The following is a 15,817-nucleotide window of genomic DNA, read 5'->3' as shown; positions in this document are numbered from 1 at the left end:
AGGCGCGCGTCGTTCAGCGCCGCTGCCTGGCCGGGGTGCCGGGCCGCTGCCTGGCCGGAGTGCCGGGCCGGTCGATGCCGTCCAGCAGGTCCTGCTCGTAGGCGATGCCGGGGCGCACCGGGTAGGCGCCGGCGGGCACCGCCTCGGGCTTGGCCAGCACCACCGTCGCCGGGAGCTGTGCCGGGCCGCGGGTGGCGCGCCAGAGCCGGATGCAGGAGAGCACGGTGGCGGCCAGCAGCAGCAGGTTGCGCAGGCTGAGCACGGTGACGCCCCAGGGCTCGCTGGCGAGGATCCGGCTGAACATCAGCGGGAACTCGGCCAGCGTCAGCGGGCAGGCGAGCAGGATCAGCAGGGCCACCGGCCGCTGGCTGCTGCCGCGCACGGTCAGGCAGACCGCGGCGACGCCGATCAGCCAGACCAGGTACTGCGGGCTGATCACCCGGCTGGTGACGGTGAAGATGAGCAGCGCGCTGAGCGCCGCGTCGTACATGGTGGCCGCGTTGCGGCGCTTGGCGGTGAAGCGCCAGAGCAGCAGCCAGGCGAAGCCCAGCACGGTGCCGGCCATCATCACCTTGCTGATCACGGGGACCCACGGCCCGAGCATCTCCGGGGAGCCGTAGTTCATGGTGACCTTGCCGTCCCAGGCGTCCGCGAGCCGGGCGAAGTGCAGCGGCAGCGCGCCGAGCGACTCCACCTCGATGCCGCGCTCCTTCTGGAAGGCGAGGAAGCCGAAGGCGCCGTTCATCCCGGCCGCGAGCAGGAAGCCCACCGAGACGGCGGTGGCCGCGGCCAGCGTCCAGGCGCGGCGGGTGCGGCGGCCGGAGGGGGTGCCGATCAGGGCGAGCAGCGGCCAGATCTTGATGATCCCGCCCAGGCCGAGCAGCATCCCGCCGATCGCCGGGCGGCGGATCAGCGCCAGCAGGCCGGCCAGGGCGATCGTGGTGACGATGATGTCCAGCCGGTTGTAGACCATCGGGCCGAGCAGCGGCACGGCCACCACCCACATCCAGGCGCCGGTCAGTGCCCGGCCCCGGCGCAGTCCGGTGCGGACCAGCAGGGCGGTGGCGGCGATGTCGGCGATCCCGCAGATCACCCAGAAGGAGACCAGGTACGACCAGGGCAGCAGGCCCGGCAGCAGGATCACCAGGGCCGCGCCGGGCGGGTACTGCCAGGTCACGTCGTCGAACGGGAAGGTGCCGGTCTGCAGGACGCCGTACCAGGCGTGGTAGATCATCCAGACGTCGGCGGTGATGTCCCCGCCGAGCCCCTTGACCACGCCGGTCATCAGCAGCACCAGCACCGTCCGGGTGGCCAGCCAGGTGGCGCCGAGTGCGGCGAGCGCCCCGAACGGGCGGCCGGGGGCACGGGCCGGCTCCTGCCGGGCGGCCGGCGTCGGGCCGGGGCCGGCGGCGCCGCTGGGTGTACCGGACTCGGTGGCCGGGGCCAACTCCACTGCGCTCCCTCGTTCGTCTCGGACGTCCCACCGGAGGCGCCGCGCGACGGACGCCCGGGCGGTCGGAGGGGCGGGCACGGCACGCTGGGCCGGGCCGCCACCGGCCGCCTAGGTTCTAGGACTGACCCGGGGGTGAAACGGTTGCCGTGCGCGGATCCGTTCCCGGCGGGTCATGGTGTTGACCTATCGTACGGATCACCCAGCGGTACACCGCGCACCCCCCGACAAGCGAGCCGTGGCCTGAATGCACCGAACCTTGATCGTCACCAACGACTTCCCGCCCCGCCCCGGCGGCATCCAGGCCTTCGTGCACAACATGGCTGTACGTCAGCCCGCCGGGAGCATCGTGGTGTACGCCTCGACCTGGCGGGACGGCACCGAGGTGGCCCGCTTCGACGCCGAGCAGCCGTTCCCGGTGATCCGGGACCGGACGAAGGTGATGGTTCCCACACCGCGGGTCACCCGGCGGGCCGCCGAGATCCTGCGGGCGGAGAAGTGCGACTCGGTCTGGTTCGGCGCCGCCGCCCCGCTCGGGCTGATGGCGCCCGCGCTGCGCCGGGCCGGTGCGGCGCGGCTGCTCGGCATGACCCACGGGCACGAGGCCGCCTGGGCCCAGCTGCCGGCCGCCCGGCAGCTGCTGCGGCGGATCGGCGCGGGCACCGACGTGCTGACGTACCTGGGGGAGTACACCCGGTCCCGGATCGCGGGCGCGGTCGGGCCGCAGGCCGCGGCCCGGATGGTGCAGCTGCCGCCGGGCGTGGACGAGACGACCTTCCACCCGGGCTCGGGGGGCGCCGAGGTGCGTCGCCGGCTCGGGCTGGCGGACCGGCCGGTGGTGGTCTGCGTCTCCCGGCTGGTGCCGCGCAAGGGGCAGGACACGCTGATCGAGGCGATGCCGCAGATCCTCGCCGACGTGCCGGACGCCGTGCTGCTGATCGTCGGCGGCGGCCCGTACCGGGCGGACCTGGAGAAGCTGGCCGACGCCAGGGGAGTCCGGGCCTCGGTGCGCTTCACCGGCTCGGTGCCGTGGGAGGAGCTGCCCGCCCACTACGGGGCCGGGGACGTCTTCGCGATGCCCTGCCGGACCAGGCGCGGGGGGCTGGACGTCGAGGGCCTGGGCATCGTCTACCTGGAGGCCTCGGCGACCGGTCTGCCGGTGGTCGCGGGCGACTCCGGCGGCGCGCCGGACGCGGTGCTGGAGGGCGAGACCGGGTACGTGGTGCCGGGCGGCTCGGCCGCCGCGGCCGCCGAGCGGATCGTCCGGCTGCTGGGCGACGAGGAGCTGCGGCGGCGGATGGGCGAGGCCGGGCGGCGCTGGGTGGAGCGCTCCTGGCGCTGGGACCTGCTGGCCGGGCGGCTGACCTCGCTGCTGGCGGCCTAGGTACGTGAGCGGGCCCCGCCTCCTTCCGCGGAGGCGGGGCCCTGCGGCTACTTCTGGTAGATCGCCTCGATGTCGGCGGCGAAGTCCTTCAGCACGAGGTTGCGCTTGAGCTTGAGGGAGGGCGTCAGGTGGCCGCTCTCCTCGGAGAACTCGGTGTCCAGCAGGCGGAACTTCTTGACCGCCTCGGCGTGCGAGACGGCCGCGTTGCCGTCGTCCACCGCGGCCTGGAGGGCGGCCAGCAGGTCAGGGTCCTGGCTCAGCTCGGCCACCGTGGCGGTGGCGGGCTTGCCGTTGAGCTCCTTCCACTTGGGGAAGAAGTCCGGGTCGACGGTGACCAGGCAGGCCACGAAGGGCTTGCGGTCGCCGACCACCATGACCTCGCCGACCAGCGCGTGCGCCCGGATGCGGTCCTCGATCACGGCCGGGGCGACGTTCTTGCCGCCTGCGGTGACGATGATCTCCTTCTTGCGGCCGGTGATGGTCAGGTAGCCCTCGGAGTCCAGCGAGCCGAGGTCGCCGGTGGCGATCCAGCCGTCCTTGAGGGTGTCGGCGGTGGCCTGCGGGTTGTTCCAGTAGCCGGTGAAGACGTGCGGGCCCTTGAAGAAGACCTCGCCGTCCTCGGCGATCCGCACCGAGGCGCCGGGGACCGGCTGGCCGACCGTGCCGATCTTCGGTTTGTCCCACGGGTTGAAGGCGGTGGCCGCGCAGGTCTCGGTCAGGCCGTAGCCCTCCAGGACGGTGAAGCCGATGCCCCGGTAGAAGTGGCCCAGCCGCTCGCCGAGCGGGGCGCCGCCGGAGATGGCGTGGGTGGCCCGGCCGCCGAGGGCGGCGCGCAGCTTGCTGTAGACCAGCTTGTCGAAGACCGCGTGCTTGATCCGCAGGACCAGGCCCGCGCCGCCGGCGTCCAGCGCCCGGCTGTAGGCGATCGCGGTGTCGGCGGCCTTGTCGAAGATCTTGCCCTTGCCGTCGGCCTGGGCCTTGGCGCGGGCGGTGTTGTAGACCTTCTCGAAGACTCTCGGCACGCCCAGGATCAGGCTCGGCTTGAAGGCGGCCAGCTCGGCGGTGACGTCCCTGATGTCGGAGACGTGGCCCAGCTTGATCGGCGCCATCGCGGTGGCGATCTCGGCGATCCGGCCGAGCACGTGGGCCAGCGGGAGGAACAGCAGGACGGAGCTGTCGCCGGTGCGGAACAGCGGGGCCAGGCGTTCCACCACGTTGCCGCACTCGGCGAGGAAGTTGGCGTGCGTCAGCTGACAGCCCTTCGGGCGGCCGGTGGTGCCCGAGGTGTAGACGATGGTGGCGATCGAGTCGGCGGTCGCGGTCGAGCGGCGCTCCTGCACCGTCTCGTCCGGGACGTCCTTCCCGGCCTCGGCCAGCGCGGCGATCGCGCCGCCCTCGATCTGCCAGGTGTGCTTCAGCCCGGTGAGCCGGCCGCGGACCTCGTCGACGACCTTGACGTGCTGGTCGGTCTCGGTGACGACGGCGACCGCGCCGGAGTCGCCGAGGATCCACTCGACCTGCTCGGCGGAGGAGGTCTCGTACACCGGGACGGTGATCGCGCCGGCCGTCCAGATCGCGAAGTCCAGCAGCGTCCACTCGTACCGGGTGCGGGACATGACGCCCACCCGGTCGCCCGGCTCGATGCCCGCGGCGATCAGGCCCTTGGCGGCGGCGTGCACCTCGGCCAGGAACTGCACCGCGGTCAACTCCTGCCAGCGGCCGTCCACCTTACGGCTGAGCACCGCGACATCCGGGTGCTCCGCTGCGTTCCGGTGCACAGGGTCGGAGAGATTACCGCCGCTGGGTACCTGGTAGAGAGCCGGAAGGCTGAAGTCGAGCAAGACTGCTCCTCGTTCGCGACGCTGCGGGACGGCAGGACGTTACTGCCCGGTAGGCAGCTTCGACCAGGGGGGTCGGCTCCGGTGTTCGAAGTGTCACACCCGGCCGGGTCCGACCAGGCCGTGACCGGGTCGTTCGAATGGCACCCTACGACAGCCCCGAGGTGACCGGCCGGTAGCATGCCCCGCCGACCGGCGCCGGGCCCCCGCCGAGCCGCGGCCCGCGCGGCCGAGCCGATCGCCGGTCGCGGTAGCCTGCTCCGGGCGGACAAGGCCGAGCACGCTCGACCGGACCGGCAGGCAGAGGGACGACGCGGAGGGCCATTCCATGGCGGAGCACACCAGGTCGAGCATCACCATCGACGCGACCCCGGCCACGGTCATGGCCGTGATCGCCGACTTCGCCGCCTACCCGGCCTGGACCGGCGAGGTCAAGGAGGTCGAGGTCCTGGAAGCCGGCGAGAACGGCCGCGCCGCCCAGGTCCGCCTGCTGCTCGACGCCGGCGCCATCCGTGACGAGCACGTCCTCGCCTACACCTGGGACGGCGACCGCGAGGTCGGCTGGACCCTCGTGCGCAGCCAGATGCTCCGCTCGCTGGACGGCTCCTACACCCTCGCCCCGCTCTCCGGCAGCCGCACCGAGGTGACGTACCAGCTCGCCGTGGACGTCAAGATCCCGATGCTCGGCATGATCAAGCGCAAGGCCGAGAAGGTCATCATCGACCGCGCCCTGGCCGGTCTGAAGAAGCGCGTCGAGGACGCCGACGGCAAGAAGCCCGTCCAGGGCTGACGCGGCGGAACGGGGGCCGACGGCATGACGGCGACACGCATCATCCTGGTCAGCGGCGACGCGGGCGCGCCCGTGGTGGCCGCCGCCACCGCCCTGCACGCGGCCCGGCGCGGCCACCGCACCTGGCTGCTGGCCGCCGACGACCCGCACCGCGCCCTGGACGGCGTCCTCGGCACCCGCCTGGAGCCCGAACCGGCCCGCTGCGCACCCGGCCTGACCGTCTCCCGGATCGACGAGCAGGCCGCCTTCCGGTACGCCGCCGGCGAGCTCACCAGCCGGCTCAAGCCCGCCCTCGACCTGCTCGGCGCCGAGCAGCTCGACCCCGAGGAGCTGACCGCCCTCCCCGGCATCGCCCGGATCGCCCTGCTGCGCGCCCTGCCCGCCGCCGACCAGGACGTCCTGGTCGTGCTCGCCCCGCCGCCCGCCGAGCTGATCGCCACCCTCGCCCTGCCCGAGCAGTTGGAGCGCTACCTGGACCGGCTCGTCCCCGAGCAGCGGCAGGCGGCCCGGGCGCTGCGCCCGCTGCTGGCCGGCCTGGCCGGCGTGCCGATGCCCGCCGAGTGGCTGTACGAGGGGCGGACCAAGGCCGCCGCGGTGCTCGCCGAGTCCCGCGCCGCGATCGCCGCGCCCGGCACCAGCGTGCGCCTGGTCGTGCCCGCCGACGGCCACCCGTACCAGGAACTGGGCCGGATCCGGGCCGGGTTGGCCCTGCACGGCCACCGGCCGGACGCCGTCGTGGTGCACGGCGTGCTGCCCGAGGGCGCGGCCGACTCGCCGGACCCGTGGCTGGCCGCGCTGGCCCGCCGCCGCCGGGAGGAGCTGGCCGAGCTCGCGGCCGAGACCGACGCCCCGGTGCTGGCCACCGGACTGGCCGAGGCCACCCTGGAGGCCGTCGCCGACCGGCTGTACGGGGACGGGCCCGGCCCGGAGCGGCTGGCCCCCGAGCCCTGGCCGGTCGAGGACCGCCTCGCCGAGGAGGGCCTGCTGGTCTGGCACCTCGCGCTGCCCGGCGCCGACCGGGCCGAGCTGGACCTCGTCCGGCGCGGCGACGAACTGGTCGTCGGCCTCGGCGCCCACCGCCGGGTGCTCACCCTGCCGTCCGCGCTGCGCCGCTGCACGGTGGCCGGCGCGAGCCTGCACGACGGGGCGCTCTCGGTGCGGTTCGCGCCCGACCCGGCGCTCTGGCCCCGGGGCTGAAGTGCTTTCGGGGCCCCTACGGGCTGTCCGGTAGCGTCGGGCCCGAGGGCCGCGGGGTGCGGCCCCGGCTGAGGAGGCGCCCGCGATGACCAGCACCGACGACCGGACCGAGCCCACCGCCGAGCCGGGCGGCCCGCAGGCCCACCCGTTCGGGCCGGAGCTGGGCCCGCTGGTGGACGAGGTGCGCAAGCTCGTCTCCGCCGTCGGCCAGAAGGCGCAGGAGGCGAGCGCCGACACCCTGATCACCCTCTCCGGGCTGGCCGACCGGCTGCGCACCCAGCAGCCCGAGGTCTACTCCCACCTCGCCGCCGCCGGCTCCGGACTGGCCGCCGCGGGCACCGAACTGCTGGCCGCCTACCGGGCCGCGGTGGCCGGCCACGAGCACCGCTGGACGGCCGGCGGGGGCGCCGCCACCGAGCGGATCGACCTCGACACGCCTGACGAGGCGTCCGCCAAGCAGTGAATCCGTAACCTTCGAACCGTGATCGCGTTGCTCTGGTGCGTGACGAAGCGGGCGATTAGATACGACTTTTGAAGCGTCACGGCCCGGTTGGTCCATGATTGTCTTCGGTTAATGTATGCGAGGCTGTGTACGGGGGGCAGGGTTGGGCGGTACCGTTCCGCCCAGCGGGAACGAGTGAATAGCTGAGGGACACATGGCTCTGACCATCGGCGTCGATGTCGGCGGGACCAAGATCGCGGCAGGCGTGGTCGACGAGGCGGGCGCGATCCTGGCCCGGACCAGGGTGCCCACCCCGGCCGATCCGCAGTGGGCGGTCGATGCCATCGCGCAGGCCGTGCGCGAGCTCAAGGAGCAGCACCCCGACGTCACCGCCGTCGGCGTCGGCGCCCCCGGCTTCGTGGACAGCAACCGTTCCACGGTGATCTTCGCGCCCAACATCGACTGGGAGAACGAGCCGCTGCGCGGCCGCATCGAGGAGCTCGCCGGCCTGGACACCGTCGTCGAGAACGACGCCAACTGCGCCGCCTGGGCCGAGTTCCGCTTCGGCGCCGCCGCCGACCACCAGGACATGGTGCTGATCACCGTCGGCACCGGCATCGGCGGCGGCATCGTCCTCGACGGCCGGCTGCACCGCGGCCGGTTCGGCGTGGCCGGCGAGATCGGCCACCTCAACATGGTCCCCGACGGCCTGACCTGCGGCTGCGGCGGCAAGGGCTGCTGGGAGCAGTACGGCTCCGGGCGGGCGCTGCGCCGCTACGGTCGGGAGAAGGCCGCCGCCGACCAGGTGCGCGGCCGGCGGATGCTGGAGCTCAACGACGGCGTCGCCGAGACCATCCGCGGCATCCACATCACCGAGGCGGCCGAGGAGGGCGACCCGCTCGCCCTGGAGTGCTACGCCGAACTGGCCGACTGGCTCGGCCGCGGCATGGCCGACCTCGCCGCGCTCTTCGACCCGGGCGTCTTCGTCCTCGGCGGCGGCGTCTCCGACTCCGGCCGCCTGCTGCTCGACCCGGTCGCCAAGGCCTTCGAGCACTACCTCACCGGCGGCATCCACCGCCCGCGCGCCGAGGTCGTGCTGGCCTCGATGGGCTCCGCCGCCGGCATCGTCGGCGCCGCCGACCTGGCCCGCACCGCGTAGCCACCCCCTGAACCCGCCGGCGGCGGTGCGACCGGACCCCGACCAACCCCGGACGCGCCGCCGCCGACGCACGCCCCCGGCCCTGCCGTACGGTCGTCCCACGCACCACGTACGGGGAGGACCAGGACCATGACCACGGCACCCGCCGAACCGCCGCCGCCCGGCCCGCGCCGGCTGCGCCTGCTCAGCTACAACATCCGCTCGCTGCGGGACGACCGGCGGGCGCTGGCCCGGGTGATCCGGGCCTGCGCACCCGACCTGGTCTGCATCCAGGAGTCACCGCGCTACTGGCGGCCCGAGGGCCAGGCCGCCCGGCTGGCCCGGAGCACCGGGACGGTCGTCCTGGCCGGCGGCGGCCGGACCGCCGCCGGGCCGCTGCTGCTCGGCCGGCCCGGCGCGGCGCAACTGCTGGGCGTGCACGACCGGCTGCTGCCCAAGACCCGCGGCCTGCACGCCCGCGGCTTCGCCACCGCGCTGCTGCGACTGCCCGGAACGGCGCCGTTCACCCTCACCAGCTGCCACCTCAGCCTGGACGCCGACGAGCGGTACGGCCAGTTCGAGCTGCTGCTCGACCAGCTCGGGATCGCCGAACACGGCATCGTGGCAGGGGACTTCAACGAGCACCCGGACGGCAGGGGCTGGCAGCTGCTGGCCGCGCGGCTCCAGGACGGGTACCCGACCGCGCCCTGGGGCGGCGAGTTCACGTCCGTCCCCGAGCGCCCCTACCAGCGGATCGACGCCGTGTTCGCCACGCCCGGGATCACCGTCCTCGGCTGCGGGGTGCCGCACGGGCTGCCCGGCGTCACCGAGGCCGACCTGCGCGCCGCGACCGACCACCTGCCGGTGCTCGCGGTGCTGGAGCTGCCGGAGGCTTAGGAGCTTGGCTCAGACGACCGCGCCGTTGTCCGGGTCCTCGGGCTCGTCCTCGTCGCGGTCCTTCATCCGGGTCACCAGGGTGACGAAGCCGCCGAGGAAGGCGGTGATCCCGACCCAGGCCGGCCAGCCGGCGATCTCCCGCCACACCACCGCGTCGAACAGCAGCAGGGCGGGGCCGCCGAGCACCGCGAGCCAGGCGAACTTCGCGGTGACGTCGGCGGTCGGCAGCGGCGGGGGCTCCGGCGGGACGTAGTGGTCCTCGTCGGTCTCCTCGGCCAGCTCGAAGTCGCGCGGGCCCGAGCCCGCCGCCGGCATCACCGGCCGACCGGAGCGGGGGCGGGGCTGCGGGGCGAGGTCGGCGAGGTCGTCCGGGTCGGTCCGGGAGCCGGGGGCGTCCTTGAAGCCGCCCTTCAGCTCGCTCTGGGCCCGGAGGTTCTCGACCTCCGGCCAGTTGGGGTTGGTGAGGTCCACGGGGTCGTCGAACTGGGCGACCAGGGCGGCGAAGATCTCGTCCTGCTCGGCCTGGCTGCGCTCGGGGGCGCGCCGGGTGCGGGGCTCCGCGGGCGCGGTGGCGTCCGGTTCGGCCGGGCGCCGGTCGGCGGCCGGTGCTTCGGCGGCCTCCGCGGCCGGGGCGGTGACGCCGTCCGCCCCCGGACGGTCCGCCGGGGCGCCGCTGTGCGCGGTGCCGTCCTTCGCCGTGCCGTCCTTCGCTGTGCTGTCCTTCGCCGTGCCGTCCTCGCGGGGTGCCTCGTCCCCGCCGCCCGCCGTGCTGCTCTCGTGCACTTCCGGCCCTTCAGCCATGGTGATCGTCGGATTCGACCCCGGTGACGCCCACCGCGTGCGCGGGGGCCAGCCGTCGGATGAAGTCCTGGCTGGCCGCGAATATTTCCGCCGCGTCGTGGTCCAGCGTCGCGACGTGGAAGCTGCGCTGGCACAGCCGCTCCGTCACGTCGGTCGAGGATATCCGGGCCAGCACCAGTTCCGAGTTGGCCGGCGAGACGACGTGGTCCTGCGGACTGCGGAAGAGCAGCACCGGCTGGGTCACCTGCGGCAGCCGCCGTTGGACGTCCCGCCACAGCCGGCCCAGCGACCAGGCGGCGTTCAGCGGCGTCCGGTCGTAGCCCAGCTCGACCGCGCCGGGCTTGGCGATGTCGTCGGCGATCCCGGGCACGCTCGGCACGAGGTGCCGCAGCACCGGCAGCAGCGCACTCGCGGGGTTGTCCGAGCGCACCGACGGGTTGACCAGCACCAGCCCGGACACCGCCGGACCGTGCAGCGCGGCCAGCCGCAGCGCCAGCGCGCCGCCCATCGACAGCGCGCAGACGAAGACCTGCTCGCACTCGGCGGAGAGCGTCAGCAGTTCGTGCTCGACCTCGGCGTACCAGTCCTCCCAGCGGGTGACCTGCATGTCCCGCCACCGGGTGCCGTGCCCGGGCAGCAGCGGCAGCGACACGCTGAACCCGGCCGCCGCCAGTTCCTCCGCCCAGGGCCGCAGCGACTGCGGCGATCCGGTGAAGCCGTGGCACAGCAGCACCCCCACCGGTCCGCCGTGGTGGCGGTACGGTTCGGCACCGGGCAGCAACGGCATGGCGGACTCCTTCGCGGGCGGGTGGCGCTGGGGGAGGGACGCTGGAGGGGGAGGCTGCGGGAATCCGCATCGTCCCACGGCCCCGCCCGGGACGTACACCCCTCATGGCGGCCTCCGCGCGGGCCGCACACCCCTCTCGGCGGCCCCCGTGCGAGTGCCTGCGGGAGTCCGATGGCGGCCCGCCGGGGCGGGGCGGGGCGCGGGCCGAGCCCACGGGGCATTAGGATCGACCGGTCCGCATAACAGGAGGCCCGGGTTGTTCTACCGACTGATGAAGATGATCGTCGCGCCACTGCTTCGGATCTTCTTCCGGCCGTGGATCGAGGGTGAGGAGAACATCCCCACCGAGGGCGCGGCCATCATCGCGAGCAACCACCTGTCCTTCTCGGACTCCTTCTTCTTCCCCGCGCTGATCAAACGCCGGGTGACCTTCATCGCGAAGGCCGAGTACTTCAACACCCCGGGCATCAAGGGCCGGCTGACCGCCGCGTTCTTCAAGGGCGTCGGCCAGCTGCCGGTGGACCGCTCGGGCGTGCGCGGCGCGGGCGAGGCCGCGATCCGCAGCGCCATCGCGGTGCTGGACGGCGGCGAGCTGTTCGGCGTCTACCCCGAGGGCACCCGCTCGCCCGACGGCAAGCTGTACCGCGGCAAGGTCGGCGGCCTGGCCCGCGTCGCGCTGGCCACCGGCGCGCCGGTCATCCCGGTCGCCATGATCGACACCGAGAAGGTCCAGCCGCCCGGTCAGGTGATCCCCAACTTCGGCACCCGCCCCGGCATCCGGATCGGCCGCCCGCTGGACTTCTCCCGCTACCACGGCATGGAGAACGACCGCTTCATCCTCCGTTCGGTGACGGACGAGGTGATGTACGAGATCATGCGGCTCTCCGGCCAGGAGTACGTGGACATCTACGCGACCGCCGCCAAGCGGCAGATCGCCGACGACAAGAAGAAGGCCGACGCCGAGCGCAAGGCCGCCGCCAAGGCGGAGAAGGCGGAGGCGGATGCCGAGAAGGCCGCCGCCGACAAGGCCGCCGCGACGGAGAAGGCCGAGCAGGCCGAGCAGTCCGGGCAGGAGCCGAAGGAGACCGGGTCGGCCTGACGACCGCGGGCACGGCCCAGGGGAGGGGCGCAAGGATGACGGACGGCGAGAGAACCGGGGCAGTCGGCGGCGCGGTCGCGGCCGGGGGCATGTCCGTCGAACTGCCGTTGTGGAAGGCCATCTCCTACTTCCGGGTGCTGGCCCTGTGCTACGCCCTGCTGCGCTACCTCAACTCCTACCTGGACTTCCTGCACCCCGTCGCCGGCTGGATCTTCCTCGGCACGCTCACCCTCTGGACACTCGCCAGCACCCGGGCCTTCGCCGGCCCGCAGCGCTGCACCTGGTACGTGCTCGGCACCGACCTCACCCTCGCCGTCACCGGCATCGTGATGAGCGGCCTGACCGACGACCCGGTACGGATCAGCCACGGCGCGCCCACCCTGCCGACCATCTGGGCCGCCGGTACGGTGCTCGGCTTCGCCGGCAAGGGCGGCTGGCGCTGGGCGGCCGCCGCGGGCACGGTGATCGGCGTCGCCAACATCCTCGGCCACGGCGGCCCGACCGGCGACAACATCCACAACATCATGCTGCTGATGGTGGCCGGCTGCGCCATCGGCTACGTCATCGAACTGGCCCGCGCCAGCGAGGCGACGCTCACCCGGGCACTCCAGGTCGAGGCGGCCACCCGGGAGCGCGAGCGGCTCTCCCGGGACATCCACGACGGCGTGCTCCAGGTGCTCGCCCTCGTCCAGCGCCACGGCGCCGAACTCACCGCGCGGCCGGCCGAGGGCGCCGCGGCTGCGGCCGGTGGACGCCCGGGCGGCGACGCCGACTTCGCCGAACTCGGCCGACTGGCCGGTGAGCAGGAACGCGCCCTGCGGGCGCTGATGACCGGCGGCCCGATCCCGGGGCAGCGCCCGCAGGAGTGCGGGGCCGGGGAGCCGCAGGACCTCACCGCGCTGCTGCGCCCGTACGCCGACGAGCGGATCACGCTGTCCGCCCCCGGCGGGCCGGTGCTGCTGCCCGCCGGGGCGGCCGGCGAACTGGCCGCGGCGGTCGGCGCCGCCGTCGACAACGTCCGCCGGCACGCCGGGGAGCGGGCCCGGGCCTGGATCCTGGTGGAGGACGAGCCGCAGGCCGTCACGGTCAGCATCCGCGACGACGGCCCCGGCTTCGCCCCCGGCCGCCTCGGCGAGGCGGAGCGGGCCGGGCGGCTGGGCGTCTCCCAGTCCATCCGCGGCCGGCTGCTGGACCTCGGCGGCACGGCCGAGCTGTACTCGGCGCCCGGAGAGGGCGTCGAGGTCGAACTCCGTGTCCCGAGGAAGGGTTCTGATGACCGATCAGCCGACGACTGACCGGCCGATACGGGTGATGGTCGTGGACGACCACCCGATGTGGCGCGACGCCGTCTCGCGGGACCTCGCCGAGGCGGGGCTCGACGTGGTGGCCACCGCGGGCGACGGCGAGGAGGCCGTCCGCCGGGCCCGCGCCTGCTCGCCGCAGGTCGTCGTACTGGACCTCAACCTGCCCGGTCTGCCCGGCGCCGAGGTGTGCCGCCAGGTGGTCGCGCAGGACCCGGCGGTGCGGGTGCTGGTGCTCTCGGCCAGCGGCGAGCACCAGGACGTGCTGGAGGCGGTGAAGTCCGGCGCGACCGGGTACCTGGTCAAGTCGGCCGGGCGGGAGGAACTGCTGGACGCGGTGCGGCGCACGGCCGTGGGCGACGCCGTGTTCACCCCGGGCCTGGCCGGCCTGGTGCTGGGCGAGTTCCGCCGGCTGGCCGCCGAACCGGCCCCGGCCTCCGCGCCGGCCGTCCCGCAGCTGACCGCGCGGGAGACCGAGGTCCTGCGCCTGGTGGCCAAGGGCCTGTCGTACCGGCAGATCGCCGACCGGCTGGTGCTGTCGCACCGGACGGTGCAGAACCACGTCCAGAACACGCTCGGCAAGCTGCAACTGCACAACCGGGTGGAACTGGTGCGGTACGCGATCGAGCAGGGGCTGGACGACGACATCTGACGGCTCCGGCGGGTCCGGCCGCGTCGGCGGTCCCGCGTGCGGTGGGGGGCCGGTCCCGGGACCGGCCCCCCACCGGCTGCTCAGCCGGTTCCTCAGCCGCGGACGGCCGCCGCCTCGCGCAGCAGGCCCGCCACGATGCCGACGCCGTCGCGGGTCAGCACCGACTCGGGGTGGAACTGGAGGCCGGCGAAGCCGGGCCCGCGCAGCGCGTGGACGTCCCCGGTGGCGGCGTCCCGGGCGACCTCGACGCCCTGTGCGGCGAGCCGGGCCGCGTCGGCGTCCGAGCAGCGCGCGGTGAACGTGTTGTAGAAGCCGACGGTGTGCTTGGTGCCGAACAGGTCGACGCTCTCCTGCGCCCCCTGGTACGGGACGTCCTTGCGGCCCAGCGCCAGCCCGAGCTCGCCGCAGAGCAGCTGGTGGCTGAGGCAGACCGCGAGCAGCGGCGCGGTGCGGGCCCCGGACCGGACCGCGGCCAGGGCGTCCGCGACGACCGGCCGCAGCAGGGCCATCTTGGGGTCGTCGGCGAGCGCCGGGTCGCCGGGCCCGGGGCCCAGCACCAGCGGCCCGCGGTGCGCCGCCAGCAGGGCGGGCAGCCCGGGCGCGTCGTAGCGGACGACGCTGACCTGGTGGCCGATCGAGGTGAGCAGGTGGGCGAGCATCGAGGTGAAGGTGTCCTCGCCGTCGACCACCAGGGTCGGCGCGGACTCGGTGACCACGGTCGGCGTCTGCATCCGCAGCCAGAACGGGGCGAGGTCGGCCCGCCGGGCGTCCAGGGCGGCCTGGACGCGGTGGTCGTCGGCCAGCCGGGGGCCGGTGGGGCCGGGCAGCCGGGCGGGCGCGGGCCGGGCGCCGATCGCGGTGAGCACCCCGGCGGCCTTGGCGTGGGTCTCGGCGACCTCGGACTCGGGGACGGAGTGGCGGACGAGCGTGGCGCCGACCCGGACGACCAGGCGGCCGGTGGCCGGGTCGATGTCGGCGGTGCGGATGCAGATCGGCGAGTCCAGCAGCTGCCCGCCGCTGGCGGAGCGGCCGATCAGGGCGAGCGCGCCGGAGTAGTAGCCGCGTCCGCCGGGCTCGTACCGCTTGATGACCCGGGTGGCGTTCTGTACCGGGCTGCCGGTGACGGTGGCGGCGAACATCGTCTCGCGGAGCACCTCGCGGACGTCCAGCGAGGTGCGTCCGCGCAGCTCGTACTCGGTGTGGGCGAGGTGGGACATCTCCTTGAGCCGGGGCCCGAGCACCTGGCCGCCGAGGTCGCCGACGGTGCACATCATCTTGAGCTCCTCGTCGACGACCATCGTCAGTTCCTCCAGCTCCTTGGGGTCGTGGAGGAACCGGAGCAGCGAGTCGATGTCCGAGCCGCCGGCCGGATAGCGGTAGGTGCCGGAGATCGGGTTCATCACGACGGTGCCGCCGCTCTGCCGGACGTGCACCTCGGGGGAGGCGCCGACCAGGACGCGTTCTCCGGTGTGCACCAGGAAGGTCCAGTAGGCGCCGCGCTCCTGCTCCAGCAGCCGCCGGAACAGGGTGAGCGCGAGTGCGGGCGAGAAGTTCTCCAGGGTGGCGCCGAAGTCGCGCCGGATCACGAAGTTGGCGCCCTCGCCGTTGCCGATCTCCTCCTCGATCACCCGGCGGACGATCGCGGCGTACGCCTCGTCGTCGATGTCGAACGAGCCGCCGGTGAGCGAGACCGGCGACTGCGGCAGGGCGGCGGTGAGTTCGGCCAGCGGCAGGGTGTGCTGTTCGGTCACCGAGAGGGCCTGCAGCGGGGTCCCGTCGTCGTGCGCCTCGAAGCCGCGCTCGCGGATCTGCCGGTACGGGACGAGCGCGAGCAGGTCGTGCACCGGGCCGTCGGCCGGGACGCCGGTGCGGACCGGCAGGTCGGCGAGGTTCCGGTAGCTGTCGACGGTGCCCACCAGCACCTCGACGGTGTCCGGGGCGAGCCGGGGGGTGCGGCGGTGCAGCAGGGCGAACGCGGGCGCGTCGGGAGCGGTGAGGCGGGCGAGCAGGTCGGCGGTGGCGGTCACGGAGCGGCTTCCTT

At 74.3% G+C, this 15,817-nt stretch carries 14 protein-coding genes; 9 read left to right on the top strand and 5 right to left on the bottom strand.

Features of this window, described 5'->3' with window-relative positions; translation table 11 throughout:
* Positions 1-13 precede the first annotated feature (13 nt).
* On the bottom strand, positions 14-1,453 hold the full coding sequence (locus A6F73_RS08805; protein ID WP_063347274.1) for a glycosyltransferase family 87 protein: 1,440 nt from the start codon (positions 1,451-1,453) through the stop codon (positions 14-16).
* Between the two features lie 244 nt (positions 1,454-1,697).
* Between A6F73_RS08805 and A6F73_RS08800 the strand changes: the two genes are divergently transcribed.
* Positions 1,698-2,834: a glycosyltransferase family 4 protein gene (locus A6F73_RS08800; protein WP_063347273.1), complete on the top strand. Its 1,137-nt coding sequence runs from the start codon at positions 1,698-1,700 to the stop codon at positions 2,832-2,834.
* 47 nt (positions 2,835-2,881) lie between these two features.
* On the opposite strand, the gene A6F73_RS08795 is transcribed toward A6F73_RS08800, so the two are convergent.
* Complete coding sequence (locus A6F73_RS08795) at positions 2,882-4,675, bottom strand: long-chain fatty acid--CoA ligase (protein ID WP_063347272.1); 1,794 nt, start codon at positions 4,673-4,675, stop codon at positions 2,882-2,884.
* Between the two features lie 325 nt (positions 4,676-5,000).
* On the opposite strand from A6F73_RS08795, the gene A6F73_RS08790 reads away from it, so the two are divergent.
* The 5 genes from A6F73_RS08790 to A6F73_RS08770 all read left to right on the top strand — a co-directional run bounded on the left by A6F73_RS08790 (position 5,001) and on the right by A6F73_RS08770 (position 9,136).
* The gene (locus A6F73_RS08790; protein WP_063347271.1) at positions 5,001-5,462 is read left to right on the top strand and encodes an SRPBCC family protein; all 462 of its coding nucleotides are present in this window, start codon (positions 5,001-5,003) and stop codon (positions 5,460-5,462) included.
* A gap of 24 nt (positions 5,463-5,486) precedes the next feature.
* On the top strand, positions 5,487-6,659 hold the full coding sequence (locus A6F73_RS08785) for an ArsA-related P-loop ATPase (RefSeq protein ID WP_063347270.1): 1,173 nt from the start codon (positions 5,487-5,489) through the stop codon (positions 6,657-6,659).
* A gap of 85 nt (positions 6,660-6,744) precedes the next feature.
* Positions 6,745-7,122, top strand: a complete 378-nt coding sequence (locus A6F73_RS41360; protein ID WP_063347269.1) for a DUF5304 family protein — start codon at positions 6,745-6,747, stop codon at positions 7,120-7,122.
* Between the two features lie 193 nt (positions 7,123-7,315).
* Complete coding sequence (locus tag A6F73_RS08775; RefSeq protein WP_063347268.1) at positions 7,316-8,260, top strand: ROK family glucokinase; 945 nt, start codon at positions 7,316-7,318, stop codon at positions 8,258-8,260.
* 129 nt (positions 8,261-8,389) lie between these two features.
* Positions 8,390-9,136, top strand: coding sequence for an endonuclease/exonuclease/phosphatase family protein (locus tag A6F73_RS08770; RefSeq protein ID WP_063347267.1), 747 nt, complete (start codon positions 8,390-8,392; stop codon positions 9,134-9,136).
* Positions 9,137-9,145: 9 nt separating this feature from the next.
* Here A6F73_RS08770 and A6F73_RS42955 read toward each other — a convergent pair whose 3' ends face one another.
* Positions 9,146-9,919: a hypothetical protein gene (locus A6F73_RS42955; protein WP_079135537.1), complete on the bottom strand. Its 774-nt coding sequence runs from the start codon at positions 9,917-9,919 to the stop codon at positions 9,146-9,148.
* Between the two features lie 10 nt (positions 9,920-9,929).
* Positions 9,930-10,724, bottom strand: coding sequence for an alpha/beta fold hydrolase (locus tag A6F73_RS08760; protein ID WP_063347266.1), 795 nt, complete (start codon positions 10,722-10,724; stop codon positions 9,930-9,932).
* A 256-nt stretch (positions 10,725-10,980) separates the two neighbouring features.
* Between A6F73_RS08760 and A6F73_RS08755 the strand changes: the two genes are divergently transcribed.
* Genes A6F73_RS08755 through A6F73_RS08745 form a run of 3 tightly spaced genes read left to right on the top strand, consistent with a single transcriptional unit; the run spans position 10,981 to position 13,776 of the window.
* Positions 10,981-11,823, top strand: coding sequence for a lysophospholipid acyltransferase family protein (locus A6F73_RS08755; RefSeq protein WP_063347265.1), 843 nt, complete (start codon positions 10,981-10,983; stop codon positions 11,821-11,823).
* Positions 11,824-11,858: 35 nt separating this feature from the next.
* Positions 11,859-13,118, top strand: coding sequence for a DUF5931 domain-containing protein (locus tag A6F73_RS08750; protein WP_244293333.1), 1,260 nt, complete (start codon positions 11,859-11,861; stop codon positions 13,116-13,118).
* Entirely contained in the window at positions 13,096-13,776 is a 681-nt protein-coding gene (locus A6F73_RS08745; RefSeq protein ID WP_063347264.1) for a response regulator transcription factor, read from the top strand. Before A6F73_RS08750 ends, A6F73_RS08745 begins: the two co-directional genes overlap by 23 nt.
* 92 nt (positions 13,777-13,868) lie before the next feature.
* Here the strand turns inward: A6F73_RS08745 and A6F73_RS08740 are convergent, their stop codons facing one another.
* Complete coding sequence (locus tag A6F73_RS08740; RefSeq protein ID WP_063347263.1) at positions 13,869-15,803, bottom strand: anthranilate synthase family protein; 1,935 nt, start codon at positions 15,801-15,803, stop codon at positions 13,869-13,871.
* Positions 15,804-15,817: the final 14 nt, after the last annotated feature.

The organism is Streptomyces sp. MJM8645 (assembly GCF_001625365.1).
Classification (GTDB): Bacteria; Actinomycetota; Actinomycetes; order Streptomycetales; family Streptomycetaceae; genus Kitasatospora.
The sequence above is the reverse complement of the archived record's forward strand: the minus strand, read 5'-3'. Positions and strand labels throughout refer to the sequence as shown.